Genomic DNA, 17,604 nt, shown 5'->3' with positions numbered 1-17,604 from the left:
ACACTCCCCCTAAATCAAAACATCATCTTTCCAAACCCGTTCAATAACTGTTGCGGCCCTACCTACTTGAATACAATAAACATCAGGATTCGTCAGTGCCTGCCATTCCTCAAACCCAATCCCGTCATCAAAACTTTTCAACAGCAAGGACATTAGATTTCCGTGTGTCACTAAAACTACCTTCGAACCAACCGGTAGTTCATCCACCACTTTTCGCGCACGTTCCATCGCCTCTTCTGTTGACTCCCCACCTTCAAACTTCAAATGGACATCCAGGAAAGTTTCCTCTAATTTCACCAACCAATCTTCAAGATATTGCGAGCTCAACGTTCGCTCCGCAAGCCTACTATCTTCCTCATAATAAATCCCTTTCAACTGAGCGATCGGCGCGGCTGTCATTCTCGCTCTGACGAAAGGACTTGTCACAATTCGATCTACATCGATTTCATTGAAAAATGCCGCCAACTTTTCAGCCTGCATAATCCCTTCAGCAGTCAAACCCGCATTCGCTGCCTGTCCTTCAGCCGAACAATGCCGCACAATATAAATAGTCTTTTCCATTCTTCCCACCTCCAAATCTATTTTCCCTCCGTCGGATTAGAAGAAACATTTAGATAGTTATAATAATAACATGAAAACTTTATTTGGTGGAATGCTAATGCAACATAGGAGGTGGAGAGTATGAATGAACCGAAAAAACTTACAGAAGCTGGGACGGATATCGATGAAGTGAAGCGTCAAAATGCTAACTCCGGACTTAGCTATAACGAGATAATGGCAATCATAGCCCATACTAACGGCAAAGGGACCGCTCAATATAGCGACACAGATCCTGAAGAGGTGAAGAGACAGATTCACCGGGATAACAAATAATATGCCATTGCCGGGCTCTGTCAGACAAAACCAATACGTGCCAAAGGTCCTAAAATGACCATATATATTGGGAAATGATCGATATATCAAGGGAAATGATCGATAAGTCTTTTGAAATGATCGATATATGCTGGGAAATGATCGATAACAGTTGGGAAATGATCAATAAGTTTGTCCGGAAAATCAATTTCCAAAAAAATAGCAGGTTCCCAGTCAAACGGGAACCTGCTTTTCATTTTAAATAGCGGTCAAGGAAATGATGGACCTTCACTTTATACGTCTCGCCGGAAAGTGCATAAGCCTCGCCATGATTCGCATTAGGTACAAGGAAAATCTCAGCATCGCTCGAAGTCTCTTCGTATAATTCCTCCGCCATCTCCGTCGGGACGAATGAATCGCTCATCCCATGGATGTAGAAGATCGGGACGGACGCTTTCTTCACTTCTTTCAACGCGCTTGCTTCTCTAAATGAATAACCTGCCCTGATTTTCGTTAAGGCACTTGTTCCATCCAACAACGGGAAAGCAGGCAAGTGGAACATCCGATTCATTTGATACGTGAATAGTTGATAAACAGATTGATATGGACTATCCGCAACAATCGCTTTCACTTGACGGGGGATCTCCTTCTCACCGCTTGCCATTAGTACAGTTGCAGCACCCATCCATAGCCCGTGGTATGCAATTTCCGTTTTCGGACCTAACTTTTGTACTAACAGATTCGTCCAATCTATCACATCAAGGCGATCGTGCCAGCCGAATCCGTAATAATTTCCTTCACTTTTCCCATGCCCTCTTGCATCTGGCATGAAGATATTATAGTCTAACTCATTATGATAAAACTGACCGAACAGCCCCATTTGTTTTGCGTGACCCAAATAGCCATGCGTCAAAACGACAAGCTTATTCGTTGGTTTGGATGCGGGTAAATAATAGCCTGTTAGCTGCAATCCATCACGCGAAGTCAGATGTAGAGTTTCAAACTTCTGCGCTTTTACCCACTTTAACCAATCACCATTCAGATAAAGATCCATTGACTTCTCTGACACTTCCAAATCGGCATTCCCCTGCAAGAATTCCTTAGGGCCACGCTTAATCGCCAATTCATAGAAAAAGAAACTGCCAGCAACTTGAATCACCAGGAAGACGGCTGCAAAAAGAACCAATAATTTCTTCCAATTTATTTTAATCATGCTCATTTCCTTTACTTTTATATCTATTATGATGCTCAATCTAATTATATAGGAAAATAAAATAAAATTATAGATGAAAATGAAAGTTTATAAATTAAATAATGGTGGATTGGCGGCTTTTAACCGGGGGAAATGCGTTATCACCGACTTTGCAGTGTTTATCACCGACTCTTGGTAGTTTATCACCGACTCTCAGCCTGTTATCACCGACTTGAGCGACTTTATCACCGACTCGGTTCAATTCCTATCTTTTGGCGAGCCTAAATACAACTAATCTTATGATTGCAATTGGAGTTTTATTAATCGAACACAGTCTTTGTGTAAAGCAAGGCATAAAAAAACCACAACCGATTGCAGGGGGATGCAATCTGTCATGGTCTTTTTATTATTGGTCTTTTTCTTGTTTTTTATTCCCTATTTGGTTCCCTATTTCTTTCGCAGCTTTGTCTGCACTCTTAAATTCCTTTGCATACAACACTTCTTGCGTCGAAGATAAACCATTATCTTTTACAGTCAGCGTTTCATGAGGCTCTTTCTTTTGATTCATAGATAAATCTCCTTTCGTCTATCTACAAATCAGTTTTCCCATATTGCTGTAATTTATCCGATATCTATTACTGTGCCGTATAGCCGCCATCCAATACAATTGCCTGGCCTGTTACACCCTTCGCTTTATCGCTTGCTAAAAATACGGCATAGTCCGCAATTTCTTGCACGGATAACAATCTTTTTTGAGGAACAAGTGGATAGATGACTTCTTCAAACACCTTTTCCAAAGGTACATTTCTTGTTTTGGAGAGATCGGCAAGCTGCTTTTGAACGAGTGGCGTATCGACGTAACCCGGACATAATGCATTGACTGTAATTCCAAAAGGCGCCGCCTCAAGTGCAGATACTTTCGTCAACCCGATGACACCATGCTTCGCACTGTTGTATGCAGCTTTCCCAGAAAATCCAATAAGCCCATTGATGGATGCCATATTGATGATCCGCCCGAATTGCTGTTCTTTCATAAGTGGAAAAGCTTTTTTCGTTGCAATGAAAGGTGCAGTGAGCATCACTTTTATAAGAAGTTCAAATTTATCAGTAGGGAATTCCTCAAGCGGAGAGACATATTGCAAACCAGCATTATTCACCAATATATCGATACGTCCAAAGGTATTAATCGTTTCATCAAAACTTTTTTCAATATCCTCTTCTTTCGTTACATCACAAGCGACTGCCAATGCTTCGTACCCTTGCGATATCAGTTGCTCAACTGCTGTATCCGCCGCTTCTTTATTTAAATCGCTTATGACGACTTTGGCCCCTTCTTTCGCAAACTCCCGTGCAATTGCCAACCCAATTCCGCTTGCTGCGCCTGTTATTAATGCTACTTTTCCCTTCAACATGAAAACGCCCCCTTTTGTTTTAATTCATTTTACAGTAATTTCAATCAATTCGCCAACTGGTTTCATATGGTGCATTCCTTTAATCATCATAGATTCAGGCACTGCATCTGTGGGAAATAGCAATGTACGCACCTTCACAATCCGTCCATCTTCAAGCTCCTCATAGTCTTGTCTGACGGTCGTCTTTAGTGGGAATGAACCCCCTTGCCCCATAACTGTGACACCGTCTAACATGACATCTTCATCGGTCGCTATTCTAACCTCAAGCATACCGTCCGTGATCGATACATCTCTCACCCAGATCTCTTTCTCTTTGACAAGGTGAGGCTGCCCATCTAGCGGGTCAAGCGGAATTTCTTCATTAACGGTCGTATAGCCGACAATCTCATTAATCACCAACTCCAGGGAGTCCAGCTTCTTTGGCAAGGAATCAAAGCTAAATTCAATGTCTGTGTCGTATAATAAAGAACCGATTCCTTTAGAGCTCGAACTACCACTGATCACTTCGCCAAGGGGTTTGCCATTTGCATACAATTCGATTCCACCGTAAGGATTAAAGACTCGGCTGGCATTCGTCACCTTTGCTACCGCTGTAATCTTCGTCACTGTAGGTGTAGCGGTAATTGTCTTGAACTTGATTTTCCCTTTGTCGACTTTTATTGTTTTGTTTATTTTCTGTTTGAGTTCTGTCTGCATAGCTTTGTTCGGGTCATACGGGAATGTAATCGAAGAACTTATTGATGTTCCGCCATCAAAGTCCGTCCACTTTGTATATTCTAACGTCAGTTTTTTCGCAAAAGGGCTGACAGGTTCGAAATACATCTGCCCTTTTATTTCGGATTTTTCTTCATTCCATATGGATACCCCTTGTGCCCTATTCGAATCTGTGAGAAAACCTTTGATGCGCGCAAAAGGGATATCTTCATCTTCAGATGTATTCGAAAGCGTGTAATAAAGTATGAACTGATTGGCATCTGTCATTATGCCATCCACCGTCAATTCAGTACCGTCTTCCAATGCTACACTTTCCCGATGAGTTGACCCATTCCTTCTTCATTCAATTCGGCAAGTGTGCTACTCATAAGTTCATCAAACCCCATTATTTTCTTTCCGTAGAATGCTAAACCATTATAGTTATAGCTGACTAAACTGAAGAATAATAGGGCCACTGCCGCCAGTAACCACATCGGTTTTCGTCTCTTTTTGACGGGAACACCATCGAGCGCTTGCCTGAGCCGGCCTTCCAATTCCACTGGAGTAGTAACACTTTCCAACCTTTCCTTCTCTTCAGCGAGCCGCTTTTCAATCTCATTCATGGGATTCACCCCTATACTGTTCTTTTATTTTCTTCAGCCCTTGAAAGACCCTCGACTTCGCGGTCCCAACGGAAACATTCGTAATCTCGGCGATCGTTTCATAATCCAAGTCATGTAAATACTTTAATTGGATCGCTTCCCTTTGATAATCATTTACCAACTCAAGCATGTCTTGTATTTCCAGTTGCTGCTCCCTTTGCTCATGAGGGTTATGGGAGGATTCATGTTGTTCCATTCCTCTAACAAGACGACTTTCCCCTGTTTCTTCAACATCAGCTTGCAACGGTTCACAAGGATGGTTTTACTCCAACTATAAAAGGCATCTTCTTTTTTTAACTGATGCATTTTTTCATATAGGCTGACGATCATATCTTCCATCGCATCCATCGCGTCATGCGGATTTCCCGTGTACGTTAGGGCGAGACGGTAATAGTCATCCTGCTGCGCCATTATCAGCTCCAGCAATGCTTCTTTATTCCCCTTTTTCGCTTTCTTCACTAATCGAACGACATTCACAATCTCACCTCTCCCCTATAAGAGTCATCATACCGTAGAAAAGTTCATTTTTATTTTCCCCAATAAAAAAACCACGATTTCTCGTGGCTTTTCCAATCAAATTTCAATTATAAACGGCAAAATCATCGGTCGTTTTTTCGTTCGGGCAAAAAGGAGCTTTTCGACGGATCTCCGAATATTGTGTTTCAGATCATTCTTTCTACCTTTACTCAGTTGCTCCGTTTCAGTTTTTTCAACAATCGTGACAACCAACTCATTAAGTTCTCTGAACAGATCCTCCGCTTCCCGCTCATAAATGAACCCGCGAGAAACCGTATCAGGTTTCATGATCAGTTTGCCATCAGATTTGCTGATTGTCATGATAATAAGAAGCATCCCTTCCTCAGCAAGAAGCTTCCGGTCACGCAAGATAATCTTTCCGACTTCCCCGATGCCCATTCCATCGACGAAGACGTGTCCTGCTTGAACACTTCTTGTTTGCCGCGCAACAGACTGCGCGATATCAACGACGTCCCCGTTGTTGATAATAAAAATATTTTCTTCTTCAACGCCGATGGATTCTGCCAATATGCGATGTTGTTGCAGCATACGGTATTCACCATGAATGGGGATGAAATACTTCGGTTTCATCAATGTAAGCATCAGTTTTAATTCTTCCTGGAAACCGTGTCCAGAAACGTGCATCCCTGACGCACTTCCAGATCCATAGATCACTTTCGCTCCAAGAAGGTATAAATTATCGACGATGCGCGAGACGCTTTTTTCATTCCCCGGTATTGGGCTTGATGCAAAAATGACTGTATCTCCAGGTAAAATGGAAGCTTGCCTATACGTTCCCGTCGATAATCGTGAAAGCGCGGCCATCGGTTCACCTTGGCTACCTGTACAGATGACAACAACTTGTTCAGGATCCATTCCATTTATTTGATTCGCATCAATCAACATGCCTTCAGGGATCTTCAAATACCCTAATTCCTCCGCGACAGAAAAGACATTCACCATGCTTCTCCCAAGCAGTCCGATTTTCCGGTTCGTCTTAATGGCAGCATCGATGATTTGCTGAAGCCGGTGGACGTTTGAAGCGAATGTCGAGATGAAGATCTTTTGATCAGCCTTTCTAAACGCTTCTTCAATATGCTCCCCGACAATCCGTTCCGACAACGAAAAGCCCGGGCGTTCAGCGTTTGTGCTTTCGGATAAAAGCAGCAAGACACCATTCTTCCCGATTTCAGCCATCTTATGAAGGTCCGCATAATCCCCGCCGACCGGCGTCAAGTCGAACTTGAAATCACCCGTATGCACGACGGTCCCTTCCGGGGTTTGAAATACAATCCCCAAACAGTCGGGAATACTATGACTTGTTTTGAAGAAGGAAACGGTGATTTCACCGAATTCAAACGTGGATTCGTTATCTACTAAAACGCGTTCAGTGTCCCTCAGCAACCCGTGTTCCTTCAATTTCAGCTCGATTAAACCTAGCGTCAACCTTGTTGCATAAACGGGCATATTTAATTGTTTCAACAAATAGGGAATCCCGCCGATATGATCTTCATGGCCATGCGTCACAAGCAATGCTCGGATTCGATCTCTATTTTCCTGTAAATATGAAATATCCTGTATGATCAAATCCACACCTAACAGGCTTTCATCAGGAAACTTTGAACCGCAGTCAATGACTAAAAGATCGTCACCGTATTCAAGCACATACATATTTTTCCCAATCTCATTAATACCACCTAAAGCGAAAACTGATAACATTTTAGTCGCAGTCAACTTCAAGTCCTCCATTCTTCTACAATTGCAGAAAAGCCCCTTCGAAGAAGAGGCTTTTTGAACTCCGAAAGTAGGACTCGAACCTACGACCGATCGGTTAACAGCCGATTGCTCTACCACTGAGCTATTTCGGAATAAAACGATTACGAACTTATAGTAACCAATGCGAATAATATTATTCAGCTCATCCAGTTTTTCCAATCATCAATTTATTCGGTATTTGGGACGAAAACAAGAACAACTGTCATGGTTGTCCAGTAAATAATCGAGTATAGTAAGAACAGGTGATGATATGAAAACAATACTTTATATGGACAATGAAAAATTCATTGCAGGAACGACACTGAAAGACAAATCAGCCTCGGAGTTCAACAATATGGCGTTTCACGCTTGCATTAATCCTGAATCAGTAGTAGAAAATCGAAAGCGGCTATCCGTTTCATTGGGCTGTGGACCTCAAGATTTTGTCTGTGCAAGTCAAACGCATAGCGCGAATTTCCATAAGGTAACTGTTGCCGATAAAGGACGAGGTGCGGAAATTGGAGCCACCGCAATTCCAAATACGGATGCGCTTTATACACTTGAACCGAATATTGTACTCTGCAGTTTCACTGCGGATTGCGTTCCAGTAATGTTTTGGAATGAAGTGAATGGTCTCATCGGCGTGATCCATTCCGGTTGGCAAGGTACCGTCAAGGAAATTACGTCGAAGCTGTTCAATCATTTAAAAACTGTTGAGGCATGCGATTTAGAGGATTTCCGCGTGCAAATCGGCATGGCATTGAGCCAGGAGAAATTTGAAGTGGATGAGGATGTGTACTTGAGGTTCAAAGCGCTTGGGTACGCGGATGAATTCATGTATTTCAATAGCGAGACAGGAAAGTATCATATCGACAACCAGAAAACTGTGAAGAAACAATTGGAGTTGGCAGGCGTTCCGAAAGATCGGATAACAACTGATCGAACATGCACCTATTTGAGTGAGGATGGCTTTTCATACCGCCAAGATAAGAAGGCGGGAAGGCATTTGAGTTTTGTGATGCGGAAAGCCATAGAGTAAACGAACGGTGGTTGGATAAACGAGCGCTTCCTGGAATAAACGAGCGGATTTGGAATTAAACGAGCGCTTTTAGAAATAAACGAGCGGATTTGGAATTAAACGAGCGTTTTCCAGAATAAACGAGCGGATTTGGAATTAAACGAGCGCTTCCCAGATTAAACGAGCGGATTTGGAATTAAACGAGCGACTGCTCAATCATATTCTATAAAAAACAGGTGAGGAAAATGATTTCCCTCACCTGTTTTTCCCATTACAATGGAAGCAACGCAACTGTTTCCTTCTGCTTCAACCCGTCCACCATATCAAGCCATTGCTGCGGCTTATTTGGAAGGACTGAATAATAATCAGACAAGAAAGCGACAATCCAATATGACGGGATTTCCGTGACTTGCTCATCCGTCGGCATGAAGCAGAAGTCCAAGCCTTCCACTGCTTCCCCATCATTTTTCCACGATGGGTGAACGTATGCGAAGTCAAGACGCTTGTAGCCAAGATGTGAAAGTACTTCCCGCCTCACATACGGATTCATCGCCATCACACCGCCGAATGCGAAGTCTTCGCGCTCGTACGGGTTATAAATTTCCGCGAACATGCCGAACAACGTCTTCCCATTTTCTTGTGCCAATCGATGCAAATCTTCTTCGCGCTTTTTCGCCAGGAATCGACCGATGCCAAGGCCCGACTGCCCGATAATCGTGAAATCCGTCATCGCAATATTCCAGTCAGGATAATAGCGATATTCCGTCGCCCAACGACTTCCCCTTCATGCACCGCAACAAAGACTCGGATACTTGGATCTTCAAGAGGCTCTTTCCACAATTCAAATTCCAACACCTCTTCAGGCGGAAAAATCTCACCTAACAAGTTGTGCATTTTCGCGAATAACGGATCCTCAATATTGTTCACACGAATAAATTCCATCTCTATATCCCCCTATCAATCCATACGGAACGGATTTTTCCACTCCATTAATAACGCATAGTTATGCGACTCTTCATCATCCAAATAGTTTTCGATCAACGTGACGGGCATGCGGCCACAGCGAAGCAAGAATGTAATGACGGGATCCTTTAAAGAACCCTGGACGATCTTTTCCACATACTGTTCAGCAGACATTTCCCCAGCGAACTTTCCGTAACCGGGCATTCGCCCGCCGCCAAGCACACGCTTCACATCAAGCTTCACCGCAAGTTGGTATATCGCCTGCATCATCAATTTGCCAAGACCCGCTTTCCTGAATTCTGGACTGATGCAAATATCGACGATATAAAGTGTATCGCCAGCCGGTTCATGCGTCCGGATATAACCATTATCCGTCACATCTTCCCATCTATGTTTCGGTTCGTCCGGATTGAAATTCACACGCAACCCCGTCATCGACCCTATAATTTTGCCTTTGTATTCCACACAGATAGCACCTTCCGGAAAAAGGCGGACATGGTTTTCAAGCTGCTGTTCATTCCACCAAAGCTCCTCCGGAAATGGTGGTGGAAAGCATTCCGCCTGCAGTGCAATCATGGCGTCGAAATCGGCGTGCGTGTAATTGCGGACAATGACAGGAATGAATGTCCCTCCGTGAAGGACCATCATCTCACTGTGATATGCCACTGCTCTCGCTCCCGACTGGTTTTGCTCCCCAATCCGTTATAGATCCGTTCTACGGTCTCTCCAAGTCGTCACAGAACCTTTCTCCCGCACTTCATATAACAGGCTCAAATCCAAATCCGCGGTGACAAGCATATCTTCATTCAATTCGCCTTCCGCAGCCACCCCTTTTGGTGGGAACGGAATGTCATTCGGTGTGATGATAGCGGCTTGCCCGAAGTTCGCACGCATGAAATCGACTGTTTGCAACGAACCAACCGTTCCTGTAAGCACGACATATACTTGGTTTTCGATGGCGCGCGCATGGCTCGTATACCTGACACGATGGAACCCATGCCTATCATCTGTGCAAGAAGGACAGAAAATGACATCCGCGCCAGCCGCTTTCACCATCCGGACGATTTCCGGAAACTCGATGTCATAGCATGTCAGGATGGCAATCCGTCCCTTTTCCGTATCAAATACTTTTAGCTCATCGCCCGCAGCCATATTCCAGCCTTCTATTTCGAAAGGAGTGATATGCAACTTCGCTTGCTCTTCCACCGTGCCATTCGGGAAGAACAGATGCGCGACATTATAAAGGCGCCCCTCACGCTCTATTACATGAGTGCCGCCGATAATATGCATCTTCGTTTCTTTTGCGAGTCTCGTAAACAGCTCTAAATATTGGCTCGTGAAGCTTGGCAGCGCCCCTATTGGCAACGCCTTACCGTTTTCATCACCAATGGAAAGCAGCTGCGTCGTGAAAAGTTCCGGGAATAAAACAAACTCAGCATCATATTCTTGCGCATTGCGAATATAGTGCTCACATTGCATTGCAAACTCGTCAAACGACGAAATTGAATGCAAATGATATTGCACAGCGGAAACACGAAGTTTCATTACATCAACCCCCTATTTACACGTAATAAGCAACATCATAATATATGTATGGTGTAAAGTCATTCATTATTTTAACAATTCTCCGAAAGAAGTCTCCCTCTTCAAGCGTGTGAAGGGTGAAGCCCAACGGTAAGAGGGAGACTTCTTTTGGTTGGCGATAGCCAACACCTCTTTTGATTGATATAATAGGAATAGGTATTCCCAATCTTCTGAAATGTGGTGATTTGAGTGGCAAATAAAGCATACAAATTTCGAATCTACCCGACAAAGGAACAAGAAGACTTTTTGGTCAAGACTTTTGGATGTGTTCGATTTGTCTACAATAAAATGCTCGCGGAACGCAAGGAAACCTATGAAAAACTCAAAGATAACATGACATTACTGAAGAAACAGAAGCTTCCGACGCCCGCCAAATATAAGAATGAATTTGAGTGGCTCAAGGAGGTTGATAGCCTGGCACTCGCTAACGCCCAGTTGAATCTGCAAACAGCGTTTTCCAATTTCTTCTCAGGCAAGACTAAGTACCCGAAATTCAAGAATCGTAAGTCAAGGCAATCCTACACGACAAACATGGTCAACGGAAACATCAAGATTCTGGATGCCCACATCAAACTACCGAAACTTACACCCCTTAGAATGAAACAGCATCGCGAAATCCCTTCACATCATGTCATCAAGTCATGCACAATTTCCCGTTCTTCCACAGGGAAATACCATATTTCCATACTCACAGAATACGAACACAAGCCCAAGAAAAAAGAAATCAAGCAAGTAGTCGGATTAGACTTTGCCATGGACGGCCTGTTTGTCGAAAGTGAAGAGGGTAAGAAAGCCAATTACCCACAGTTCTATCGACGAGCAGAAGAGAAACTGGCGAAAGAACAACGGATATTATCAAAGAAAACAAAGGGTTCTTCTCGATGGGAAAAACAGCGTATTAGGGTTGCCAAACTCCACGAAAAAGTGGCAAACCAACGAAGGGATTTTCTGCATAAACAATCCTGGCGACTGGCAAATCAATATGACTGTGTTGTCATCGAAGACCTCAATATGAAAGAGATGTCACAAGCCCTGCGTTTCGGTAAAAGCGTTGCCGACAACGGATGGGGTATGTTCAGCACGTTCCTTGAATACAAACTAAAAGATCAGGGCAAGCGTTTCCTCAAAATCGATAAATGGTTTCCATCGTCTAAGATGTGTTCGGATTGCGGAAATGTGAAGACCGCCCTATCCCTTTCGGAACGAACATACTCCTGTGAGTGCGGGTTCGTGTCTGATCGGGATTGGAATGCCGCCATAAACATCAAAAATGAAGGCAAGCTGATCATAGGTTTGTCCTAAACAAAAAAACTCTTGGTCCAAGAGGGTTAGCTCGGTCATTTTTCGTTGGCTAACAGAAGCAACGATAAGTCGAGAAGCCCCACTTCAAACGCGAAGCGTTAAGTGGTGGGTAGGTTCACTATAGTGGAGGTTTAAAGGCATAAAAAAGATGCTTTCCGTTTGGAAAGCATCTCAGATATAAATCAAGGTTTTTGCTGTCTTTTCATTTCGCTTCGCGCTTCTTCCTTAATCGATTCCATCTCCATCTCCGCTTTTTTTGCGGCGTCATTCGCAATCGACGATGGTTCTTTTGCCCGTGAATTATTCTGTTTATCGTCCTTATCGCCAGCATAGCTTTTCATGATGATCACTCCTTTTGTTGATACTTAAAGTATTCCCTAAATAGTAGTCATCCAAAACCAAACTTGGCCATGTATTAAAAATCAGATGTTTCATTACATGGCATAGATGGCAAAATATGATACCATCGTTCTACAAAGGAGCGATTCGATGGATAAAAGAATAAAAGCAATTGCCGATAAGGCGCGGATGGATTTTGGCCTTGAACGGTATCGCCTTGGACGGTATACGTTTTTTGAAAGTCGGAAAAATCCTAATTTCATTTTGAATATGGAATGGTTTCCTATCGACTTTGAAGGACCGGTTGAAGAGGATATGAATCCGGATGGAACGGCAAGCATTGATTTCGACATCCAAAGTGAACGATTCACAAGTGCGATTTTCACAATGGGAAGGTCCTATTCAACTGCCCAACCTTTCAAGGTTAAAACGATTGAAGAAGCCGCGGCTTGGTTGGAGAAAATAACCAATTTGGCATACAAGCATGATTTTTTTGCTGAACAAGCAAGTGAAAACGGATTCCGGTTCATTGCGAGAAAAGACGGCGTTAAACTTTCACCTAGTTTCCAATTGAACGTCGAGTTCGATAACGATGGAAGGTTGCTTCTTTTTTCCACATATGGCGAAGCACCAAATTGGGCGCTCATAGAAAAACAAAAATTTAATTTAACACTCGAAGAAATCGAGCCGATTGTCAAAGAACATCTCACCCTTGTCAAATTCCCTTCTGAATCGGAGGAAAGATTTGTCCCTGTCTATGCAATTGATGAGGTTTATGTGACAGCGGACGGAAAACGAACCATTCCATTTTTGTTGGATGATCGAACGACATTAGAAATGGATCATTTGATGGAATGGGATGAACCATTGGAAGGCAAGATTGAGAGACAATCCTTTAATTTCACAAAAGAAGTGAGTGCTGATGAAGCTTTCAATTCGGATACTGTGGAAGATATCGTTTTAACCGATGAAAAGATTGATGCTTGTGTCAAACTTGTCCATGATGCATTGCGAATGGAGTACCCCGAAGACAGTGGAAAGTGGACTTTGAGGGAACTTCGCCCAACACAGACACATATCGAAGCTATCTGTTATGCAGACAATCCCGACAATTTTATTTTCCGTCCGAAAATGGTACTGATTATCGACAAGGATGCGGCGACCGTCATTAATTTGGTTGACAATAAAGGGATGTTCGACATATTCAATTCATTCACACCTGCACCGGAACCAAAAGTCGACCACGAAACAGCTTTTGAAAAGATGGTTCCTTACATTACATTGGATCCCGTCTATGTCTACGACAAAGAGCTTAAGAAATACGTACTCTGTGGATTAATCGATTCCGAACAGGCAGTCGATGCTGTAACCGGTGAAGTCTTGGATCTCCGTGACCTATAATTACAAAGAAAAAACAGCATGATTATAATATTAGTTCAGTTGATGAGGAGACGAGGCAAATGGTTCGAAATGCGACACAAGCTGACCTCGATTTTTTGATTCGTATTGACTTAAAAAACGATGGATACACAGTTTCAGATAGGCTAAAACTAACAGATCAAGAAAAAATGGAACACAGTAAGAAAATAGAACAATTTCTCATTTCACCCGATAAAGGTGCATTTATTATTGATGATTCGGTTTTTAGTGAACCCATTGCAATGGTAATGTTTTCTGTAGCAAATAGAGATACCATTTATCCTTGGAAAACAATTTTCAACGAGTTAGACCGTAACCTATTTCAAAGTGATGGAAGGTTTATTGAAATATTTCAGTTATGGGTACATCCGAGTTTTCGCAGATTAGGTTTAGCGACTAAACTAAAACTCAAATTGGAAGAAGAGGCTTATCATCGTGAAATTGATGTAATTTATACGCATACAGAAGAAAATAGTCATCACGTTATTGAGTTAAATGAAAAAATCGGATACCAAGAAGTTCGGCGTGGTCCAATTTGGGATGACATAAGTCGAGTAAGTTTAATTAAGAAACTAAAGCGTTCTTTAGTTCAATAAGGACAGAAAATATTCCGCCAAAACAAACGCTCAAATTGAGCGTTTGTTTTTTTTAGTATAAGGCTGTTTTTTCATCTTACAAATGCATAATACAAAACATAAAGCCAACTAAGAATCCCATGGAATATAGCCCAGAGTATCGATTTATGGACACTCCAGGAAATGACGACCGCCAAGCAAGTTCCAAGTCCAATACCGCCCTCCACCACTTTGTTCTTCACATTTCATCCCCCCTACGTCAGTATATTACAACCGATTCTTTACATGAACCAAAATCTTAATTTATTCAGACATGAAGCTTACATCTAATGCGGAAGGGTAAACTGAACTAAAAAGGATGAACCATTGATGAATTATGAATGTGCGATTATTGGCGGTGGGCCAGCTGGATTGAATGCGGCGCTTGTACTTGGACGAGCGAGACGAAAAGTGCTTCTTTTCGATTGTAATGAACCAAGGAATAAGCCAACACGAATGGCTCATGGGTTCCTCACCCGTGATGGCGTCCCTCCAGCCGAACTCAGACGCCTGGCCCATTCAGAGCTTGCCAAATATCCATCCGTGGAAATAAACTGCGGAAAAGTTGTTTCCATCAGGCGGCTTGATAAAACACATTTTGAATTAAAAACCGAAAAAGAGGTCTTTCACTGCAGTAAAATCATTTTGGCAACAGGATTAAAGGACGAACAACCCAACATCCCTAATATCGAGAAGTTCTATGGAACGAGTATATTTAGTTGCCCCTATTGCGATGGATGGGAGCTACGTGATCGACCACTTGCCGTTATCGCGGATAAAAATGTATTCAAGCTTGCGAAGGAAGTGTACATATGGAGCCGGGACTTGGTAGTTTTCACGAACGGTGAGGGTCGGCTTGAGTTAGAAGAACATGATCAATTGCTCGCCAAGGGAATTCAAGTATATGAAGACATTATCTCCGGGCTGGAAGGCGAAAACGGACAGCTTCGAAGCGTTCGCCTCGAAGATGGCACGCTTATTGACCGATACGGAGGATTCGTCACTCCCCTATGGAGCCACCCCAACAATTTCGCGGAGGAGCTTGGTTGTGACCTGAATGAATACGGCGGCATTAAAACTGATGAATATGGTAGGACAAATGTTTGGAATGTCTACGCCGCCGGGGATGCAGCGAATATTGTCCCCTCCCAACTCATTATCGCAGCCGGTTCCGGGAGTGCAGCTGCCATCGGAGTAAACGGCGACTTGACGAATGAATTTTTTGATGGCTCATTGTAGAAATAGAGTCGAGTTTTGCTCGAGTTTGATGTGGTTTTGCTCGAGTTAGGCATAGTTATGCTCGAGTTCGGAGGTGTTATGCTCGAGTTCAGCATAGTTTTGCTCGTACCGGGACTTTTGAATCATACAAACCACAGAAAAAGCGCTGTCCACTCCTCCGGACAAGCGCTTTTTCCACCTATTTCACTTCCACTTTTACATTACCTGTAATATAATTCGGGTAATTCGTTAGGTCAAAGCGAAGTGGGTTGGTATAATCAGTTGTTTCAAACGTCATATCCCAATGCCTGATTTCTTCTTCCATATACATACCCGTTGATGAAATATATATTTCTTTACCATTTGCATCTATGCCTGTCGAAAAGATGTCGTAAGAGTGATATTGATCCCCTCCTGAGTCCGGCATAATAATATGCAATCCCGCTTTCGATGCGCTTAAAATCTGCAACTTTCCATCTTTCGGACCATCTAATATTTGGCCTTTTTCCGTGTCTACAAGCAATGTTGCTTCATCCTTATCCAACGCCTGCATTTTATTGATACGGAGGTAGAGCTTTTTGGGTTGCTCAAAGTAATTGCTTTGTAGAAAATAAGTTTCACTGCCCATTGCCGTCACGCCGTTCATGATGGAGCCCCACACCTCGCCTTTTTCATCCTCTAATCGCATATCTTCAAATTTAAGGATCTTCTTCGTATTGGCTTCATCAAAGGCAACTTTTACAGCTACACGTAAAGGATAAATGGTGATTTCCTTGATCGTTAATTTTTGAGATTCAATCTCGATTTCTTCATTCAATACGAAAGTCCTCCCCGGTTTTACGTTCTCCCGTAATTCGAATGGCAATGAAAACGAAATATCTTCCCCTTGGAATGTAACATCCATATCCAAAATGAAGGATAGATTCTTAAATTGCACCGGATTTTCAAAATGGTATGTAACCCGATTGGCTACTTCCTTCGGATTATTATCAACGTCTATACCTCCGTAAGAAATGCCGCTTGCTGGAATCCCCTCTTCATGCTTTAAGTCAACAGTCTTGATAGAAAGTGACTCCAATCTATCTATTGATTTGAATGTGTAATAAATATTCATACCCGTTTCATCCAAAATTGCACCGTCTATCGTCAACGTCAGCCCATTTATCGTTTGGAATGAATCTACCTTTTGATAATAATCATTTTTAAAAATGGCTTCCAGGCCTTTATCATACTGAATTAAATCCACAAACTTCTCCATGCCCGGTATTGACGCCACCGCGTTTGCAAATGCCGGTGACACGCGGATAGACGTAACAAAGGTGGCAAATAGAAATGCCGCGGCAACCAATGACCAAACCCGGGTCCGTTTTTTCCTTGCCTTGATCTTTTCACGCTTCGCCCGGTCAAATCCTTGCCGAATCGCCTCGTCCGCTTCGTCTAAAGGAAGTTGGATCTTCTCCAACTGCTCTTTCATCTCCAACAGTTTTTCTTCTTCCTTCTCATACATGATCCATTCCTCCTTTATCCCCGAAGTGGGCTCGAAGCGACCTCAAAATTTTATGCAGTCTCGATTTGACAGTGCCTTCCGGTATACTCGAAATTTCCGCAATCTCTTTTATCTTCACGTCTTGAAAGTATTTCAGATAAATCAATTGCTGTTCATCTGGTTTCAATGTGGCAAGTGCTTCAGCCAATTCCAATCGATAGTCATCTTCTTTGCCGGTCGTTTCGTCCACTTTGTCAGTCATGACATAGCGTTTTCCTCGCTTCAACTGATCTTGGCAATAGTTCATCATAATTCGGATGAGCCATGTCTTTACATAAGCTGGTTCCCTGACAGTATGAATCTTTTTATACGCTCGATAGGTTACTTCCTGTAGCGCCTCCAATGAATCCTGTTCATTTTTCAAGAAGGCGATTGCTGTTCGTAATAGTGCTTCTTTATGAATTTGCATTAGTGAAAGAAAGGCTTCGTCGTCCCCGCCAATCGCTTTTTCACTTATCTCTCTCTCGTTCATTTCCCCACCTCACTCGCCCTTCCTATACATTAGACAGCGGAAACCGG

General features: G+C 42.9%; 19 protein-coding genes, 1 tRNA gene and 2 pseudogenes. 6 read left to right on the top strand and 16 right to left on the bottom strand.

Annotation, left to right across the window (positions count from 1 at the left end; translation table 11 throughout):
- Window positions 1–9 precede the first annotated feature (9 nt).
- Window positions 10–561 carry a histidine phosphatase family protein gene (locus QNH10_RS04005; protein ID WP_283733602.1) on the bottom strand — a complete coding sequence of 184 codons (552 nt, stop codon included), beginning with the start codon at window positions 559–561 and terminating at the stop codon, window positions 10–12.
- A gap of 120 nt (window positions 562–681) precedes the next feature.
- Between QNH10_RS04005 and QNH10_RS04000 the strand changes: the two genes are divergently transcribed.
- Complete coding sequence (locus QNH10_RS04000; protein ID WP_283733601.1) at window positions 682–873, top strand: gamma-type small acid-soluble spore protein; 192 nt, start codon at window positions 682–684, stop codon at window positions 871–873.
- 232 nt (window positions 874–1,105) lie between these two features.
- On the opposite strand, the gene QNH10_RS03995 is transcribed toward QNH10_RS04000, so the two are convergent.
- The 8 genes and pseudogenes from QNH10_RS03995 to QNH10_RS03960 all read right to left on the bottom strand — a co-directional run bounded on the left by QNH10_RS03995 (window position 1,106) and on the right by QNH10_RS03960 (window position 7,195).
- Window positions 1,106–2,065: an alpha/beta hydrolase gene (locus tag QNH10_RS03995; RefSeq protein ID WP_347177983.1), complete on the bottom strand. Its 960-nt coding sequence runs from the start codon at window positions 2,063–2,065 to the stop codon at window positions 1,106–1,108.
- Between the two features lie 385 nt (window positions 2,066–2,450).
- Window positions 2,451–2,612, bottom strand: a complete 162-nt coding sequence (locus QNH10_RS03990; RefSeq protein ID WP_283733599.1) for a YfhE family protein — start codon at window positions 2,610–2,612, stop codon at window positions 2,451–2,453.
- A gap of 67 nt (window positions 2,613–2,679) precedes the next feature.
- Entirely contained in the window at window positions 2,680–3,456 is a 777-nt protein-coding gene (locus QNH10_RS03985) for a 3-hydroxybutyrate dehydrogenase (protein WP_283733598.1), read from the bottom strand.
- Window positions 3,457–3,480: 24 nt separating this feature from the next.
- On the bottom strand, window positions 3,481–4,473 hold the full coding sequence (locus tag QNH10_RS03980) for a DUF5643 domain-containing protein (protein WP_283733597.1): 993 nt from the start codon (window positions 4,471–4,473) through the stop codon (window positions 3,481–3,483).
- A 2-nt stretch (window positions 4,474–4,475) separates the two neighbouring features.
- On the bottom strand, window positions 4,476–4,772 hold the full coding sequence (locus QNH10_RS03975) for a DUF4179 domain-containing protein (protein ID WP_283733596.1): 297 nt from the start codon (window positions 4,770–4,772) through the stop codon (window positions 4,476–4,478).
- A pseudogene (locus QNH10_RS03970) lies at window positions 4,765–5,288 on the bottom strand (RNA polymerase sigma factor). Before QNH10_RS03970 ends, QNH10_RS03975 begins: the two are co-directional and overlap by 8 nt.
- 96 nt (window positions 5,289–5,384) lie before the next feature.
- Complete coding sequence (locus tag QNH10_RS03965) at window positions 5,385–7,076, bottom strand: ribonuclease J (protein WP_381428272.1); 1,692 nt, start codon at window positions 7,074–7,076, stop codon at window positions 5,385–5,387.
- A 47-nt stretch (window positions 7,077–7,123) separates the two neighbouring features.
- Window positions 7,124–7,195: transfer RNA gene (locus tag QNH10_RS03960), tRNA-Asn, on the bottom strand.
- A gap of 158 nt (window positions 7,196–7,353) precedes the next feature.
- On the opposite strand from QNH10_RS03960, the gene pgeF reads away from it, so the two are divergent.
- Window positions 7,354–8,121 carry a peptidoglycan editing factor PgeF gene (pgeF, locus tag QNH10_RS03955; RefSeq protein WP_283733595.1) on the top strand — a complete coding sequence of 256 codons (768 nt, stop codon included), beginning with the start codon at window positions 7,354–7,356 and terminating at the stop codon, window positions 8,119–8,121.
- A 250-nt stretch (window positions 8,122–8,371) separates the two neighbouring features.
- On the opposite strand, the pseudogene QNH10_RS03950 reads toward pgeF, so the two are convergent.
- From QNH10_RS03950 to QNH10_RS03940, 3 genes and pseudogenes are all read right to left on the bottom strand, one after another.
- A pseudogene (locus QNH10_RS03950) lies at window positions 8,372–9,042 on the bottom strand (GNAT family N-acetyltransferase).
- A 15-nt stretch (window positions 9,043–9,057) separates the two neighbouring features.
- Window positions 9,058–9,711: a GNAT family N-acetyltransferase gene (locus tag QNH10_RS03945; RefSeq protein ID WP_283734563.1), complete on the bottom strand. Its 654-nt coding sequence runs from the start codon at window positions 9,709–9,711 to the stop codon at window positions 9,058–9,060.
- Between the two features lie 54 nt (window positions 9,712–9,765).
- A complete protein-coding gene (locus QNH10_RS03940) occupies window positions 9,766–10,608 on the bottom strand; it encodes a carbon-nitrogen hydrolase family protein (protein ID WP_283733594.1) in 843 nt (280 codons plus the stop codon).
- Between the two features lie 228 nt (window positions 10,609–10,836).
- Between QNH10_RS03940 and QNH10_RS03935 the strand changes: the two genes are divergently transcribed.
- Complete coding sequence (locus QNH10_RS03935) at window positions 10,837–11,949, top strand: RNA-guided endonuclease TnpB family protein (protein WP_283733593.1); 1,113 nt, start codon at window positions 10,837–10,839, stop codon at window positions 11,947–11,949.
- 182 nt (window positions 11,950–12,131) lie between these two features.
- On the opposite strand, the gene QNH10_RS03930 is transcribed toward QNH10_RS03935, so the two are convergent.
- Entirely contained in the window at window positions 12,132–12,290 is a 159-nt protein-coding gene (locus tag QNH10_RS03930; protein WP_283733592.1) for a hypothetical protein, read from the bottom strand.
- A 148-nt stretch (window positions 12,291–12,438) separates the two neighbouring features.
- Between QNH10_RS03930 and QNH10_RS03925 the strand changes: the two genes are divergently transcribed.
- Window positions 12,439–13,689, top strand: a complete 1,251-nt coding sequence (locus tag QNH10_RS03925) for a hypothetical protein (protein ID WP_283733591.1) — start codon at window positions 12,439–12,441, stop codon at window positions 13,687–13,689.
- Between the two features lie 59 nt (window positions 13,690–13,748).
- Window positions 13,749–14,303 carry a GNAT family N-acetyltransferase gene (locus QNH10_RS03920; RefSeq protein ID WP_283733590.1) on the top strand — a complete coding sequence of 185 codons (555 nt, stop codon included), beginning with the start codon at window positions 13,749–13,751 and terminating at the stop codon, window positions 14,301–14,303.
- A gap of 71 nt (window positions 14,304–14,374) precedes the next feature.
- Here the strand turns inward: QNH10_RS03920 and QNH10_RS03915 are convergent, their stop codons facing one another.
- Entirely contained in the window at window positions 14,375–14,524 is a 150-nt protein-coding gene (locus tag QNH10_RS03915; protein WP_283733589.1) for a hypothetical protein, read from the bottom strand.
- Between the two features lie 127 nt (window positions 14,525–14,651).
- Here QNH10_RS03915 and QNH10_RS03910 point away from each other — a divergent pair, with 127 nt between their 5' ends.
- The gene (locus QNH10_RS03910) at window positions 14,652–15,560 is read left to right on the top strand and encodes an NAD(P)/FAD-dependent oxidoreductase (RefSeq protein WP_283733588.1); all 909 of its coding nucleotides are present in this window, start codon (window positions 14,652–14,654) and stop codon (window positions 15,558–15,560) included.
- Between the two features lie 178 nt (window positions 15,561–15,738).
- Here the strand turns inward: QNH10_RS03910 and QNH10_RS03905 are convergent, their stop codons facing one another.
- Together QNH10_RS03905 and QNH10_RS03900 are read right to left on the bottom strand one after the other, a co-directional pair.
- A complete protein-coding gene (locus QNH10_RS03905; RefSeq protein WP_283733587.1) occupies window positions 15,739–17,046 on the bottom strand; it encodes a DUF4179 domain-containing protein in 1,308 nt (435 codons plus the stop codon).
- The gene (locus QNH10_RS03900) at window positions 17,039–17,557 is read right to left on the bottom strand and encodes an RNA polymerase sigma factor (RefSeq protein WP_283733586.1); all 519 of its coding nucleotides are present in this window, start codon (window positions 17,555–17,557) and stop codon (window positions 17,039–17,041) included. The genes QNH10_RS03905 and QNH10_RS03900 overlap by 8 nt, the downstream gene beginning before the upstream one ends.
- Between the last annotated feature and the right edge of the window lie 47 nt (window positions 17,558–17,604).

Source organism: Sporosarcina thermotolerans, from assembly GCF_030067815.1.
Classification (GTDB): Bacteria; Bacillota; Bacilli; order Bacillales_A; family Planococcaceae; genus Sporosarcina; species Sporosarcina thermotolerans.
Note: the sequence above shows the minus strand (reverse complement) of the source record. Positions and strands in the feature narration are given on the sequence as shown.

Coding starts and splice junctions, on each gene's coding strand:
- QNH10_RS03975 (WP_283733596.1), bottom strand. CDS start 4,772: ATGAATGAGATTGAAAAGCGGCTCGCTGAAGAGAAGGAAAGGTTGGAA.
- QNH10_RS03920 (WP_283733590.1), top strand. CDS start 13,749: ATGGTTCGAAATGCGACACAAGCTGACCTCGATTTTTTGATTCGTATT.
- QNH10_RS03995 (WP_347177983.1), bottom strand. CDS start 2,065: ATGATTAAAATAAATTGGAAGAAATTATTGGTTCTTTTTGCAGCCGTC.
- QNH10_RS03945 (WP_283734563.1), bottom strand. CDS start 9,711: ATGATGGTCCTTCACGGAGGGACATTCATTCCTGTCATTGTCCGCAAT.
- QNH10_RS03930 (WP_283733592.1), bottom strand. CDS start 12,290: ATGAAAAGCTATGCTGGCGATAAGGACGATAAACAGAATAATTCACGG.
- QNH10_RS03990 (WP_283733599.1), bottom strand. CDS start 2,612: ATGAATCAAAAGAAAGAGCCTCATGAAACGCTGACTGTAAAAGATAAT.
- QNH10_RS03925 (WP_283733591.1), top strand. CDS start 12,439: ATGGATAAAAGAATAAAAGCAATTGCCGATAAGGCGCGGATGGATTTT.
- QNH10_RS03905 (WP_283733587.1), bottom strand. CDS start 17,046: ATGTATGAGAAGGAAGAAGAAAAACTGTTGGAGATGAAAGAGCAGTTG.
- QNH10_RS03910 (WP_283733588.1), top strand. CDS start 14,652: ATGAATTATGAATGTGCGATTATTGGCGGTGGGCCAGCTGGATTGAAT.
- QNH10_RS04000 (WP_283733601.1), top strand. CDS start 682: ATGAATGAACCGAAAAAACTTACAGAAGCTGGGACGGATATCGATGAA.
- QNH10_RS03900 (WP_283733586.1), bottom strand. CDS start 17,557: ATGAACGAGAGAGAGATAAGTGAAAAAGCGATTGGCGGGGACGACGAA.
- QNH10_RS03940 (WP_283733594.1), bottom strand. CDS start 10,608: ATGAAACTTCGTGTTTCCGCTGTGCAATATCATTTGCATTCAATTTCG.
- pgeF (WP_283733595.1), top strand. CDS start 7,354: ATGAAAACAATACTTTATATGGACAATGAAAAATTCATTGCAGGAACG.
- QNH10_RS04005 (WP_283733602.1), bottom strand. CDS start 561: ATGGAAAAGACTATTTATATTGTGCGGCATTGTTCGGCTGAAGGACAG.
- QNH10_RS03985 (WP_283733598.1), bottom strand. CDS start 3,456: ATGTTGAAGGGAAAAGTAGCATTAATAACAGGCGCAGCAAGCGGAATT.
- QNH10_RS03965 (WP_381428272.1), bottom strand. CDS start 7,076: ATGGAGGACTTGAAGTTGACTGCGACTAAAATGTTATCAGTTTTCGCT.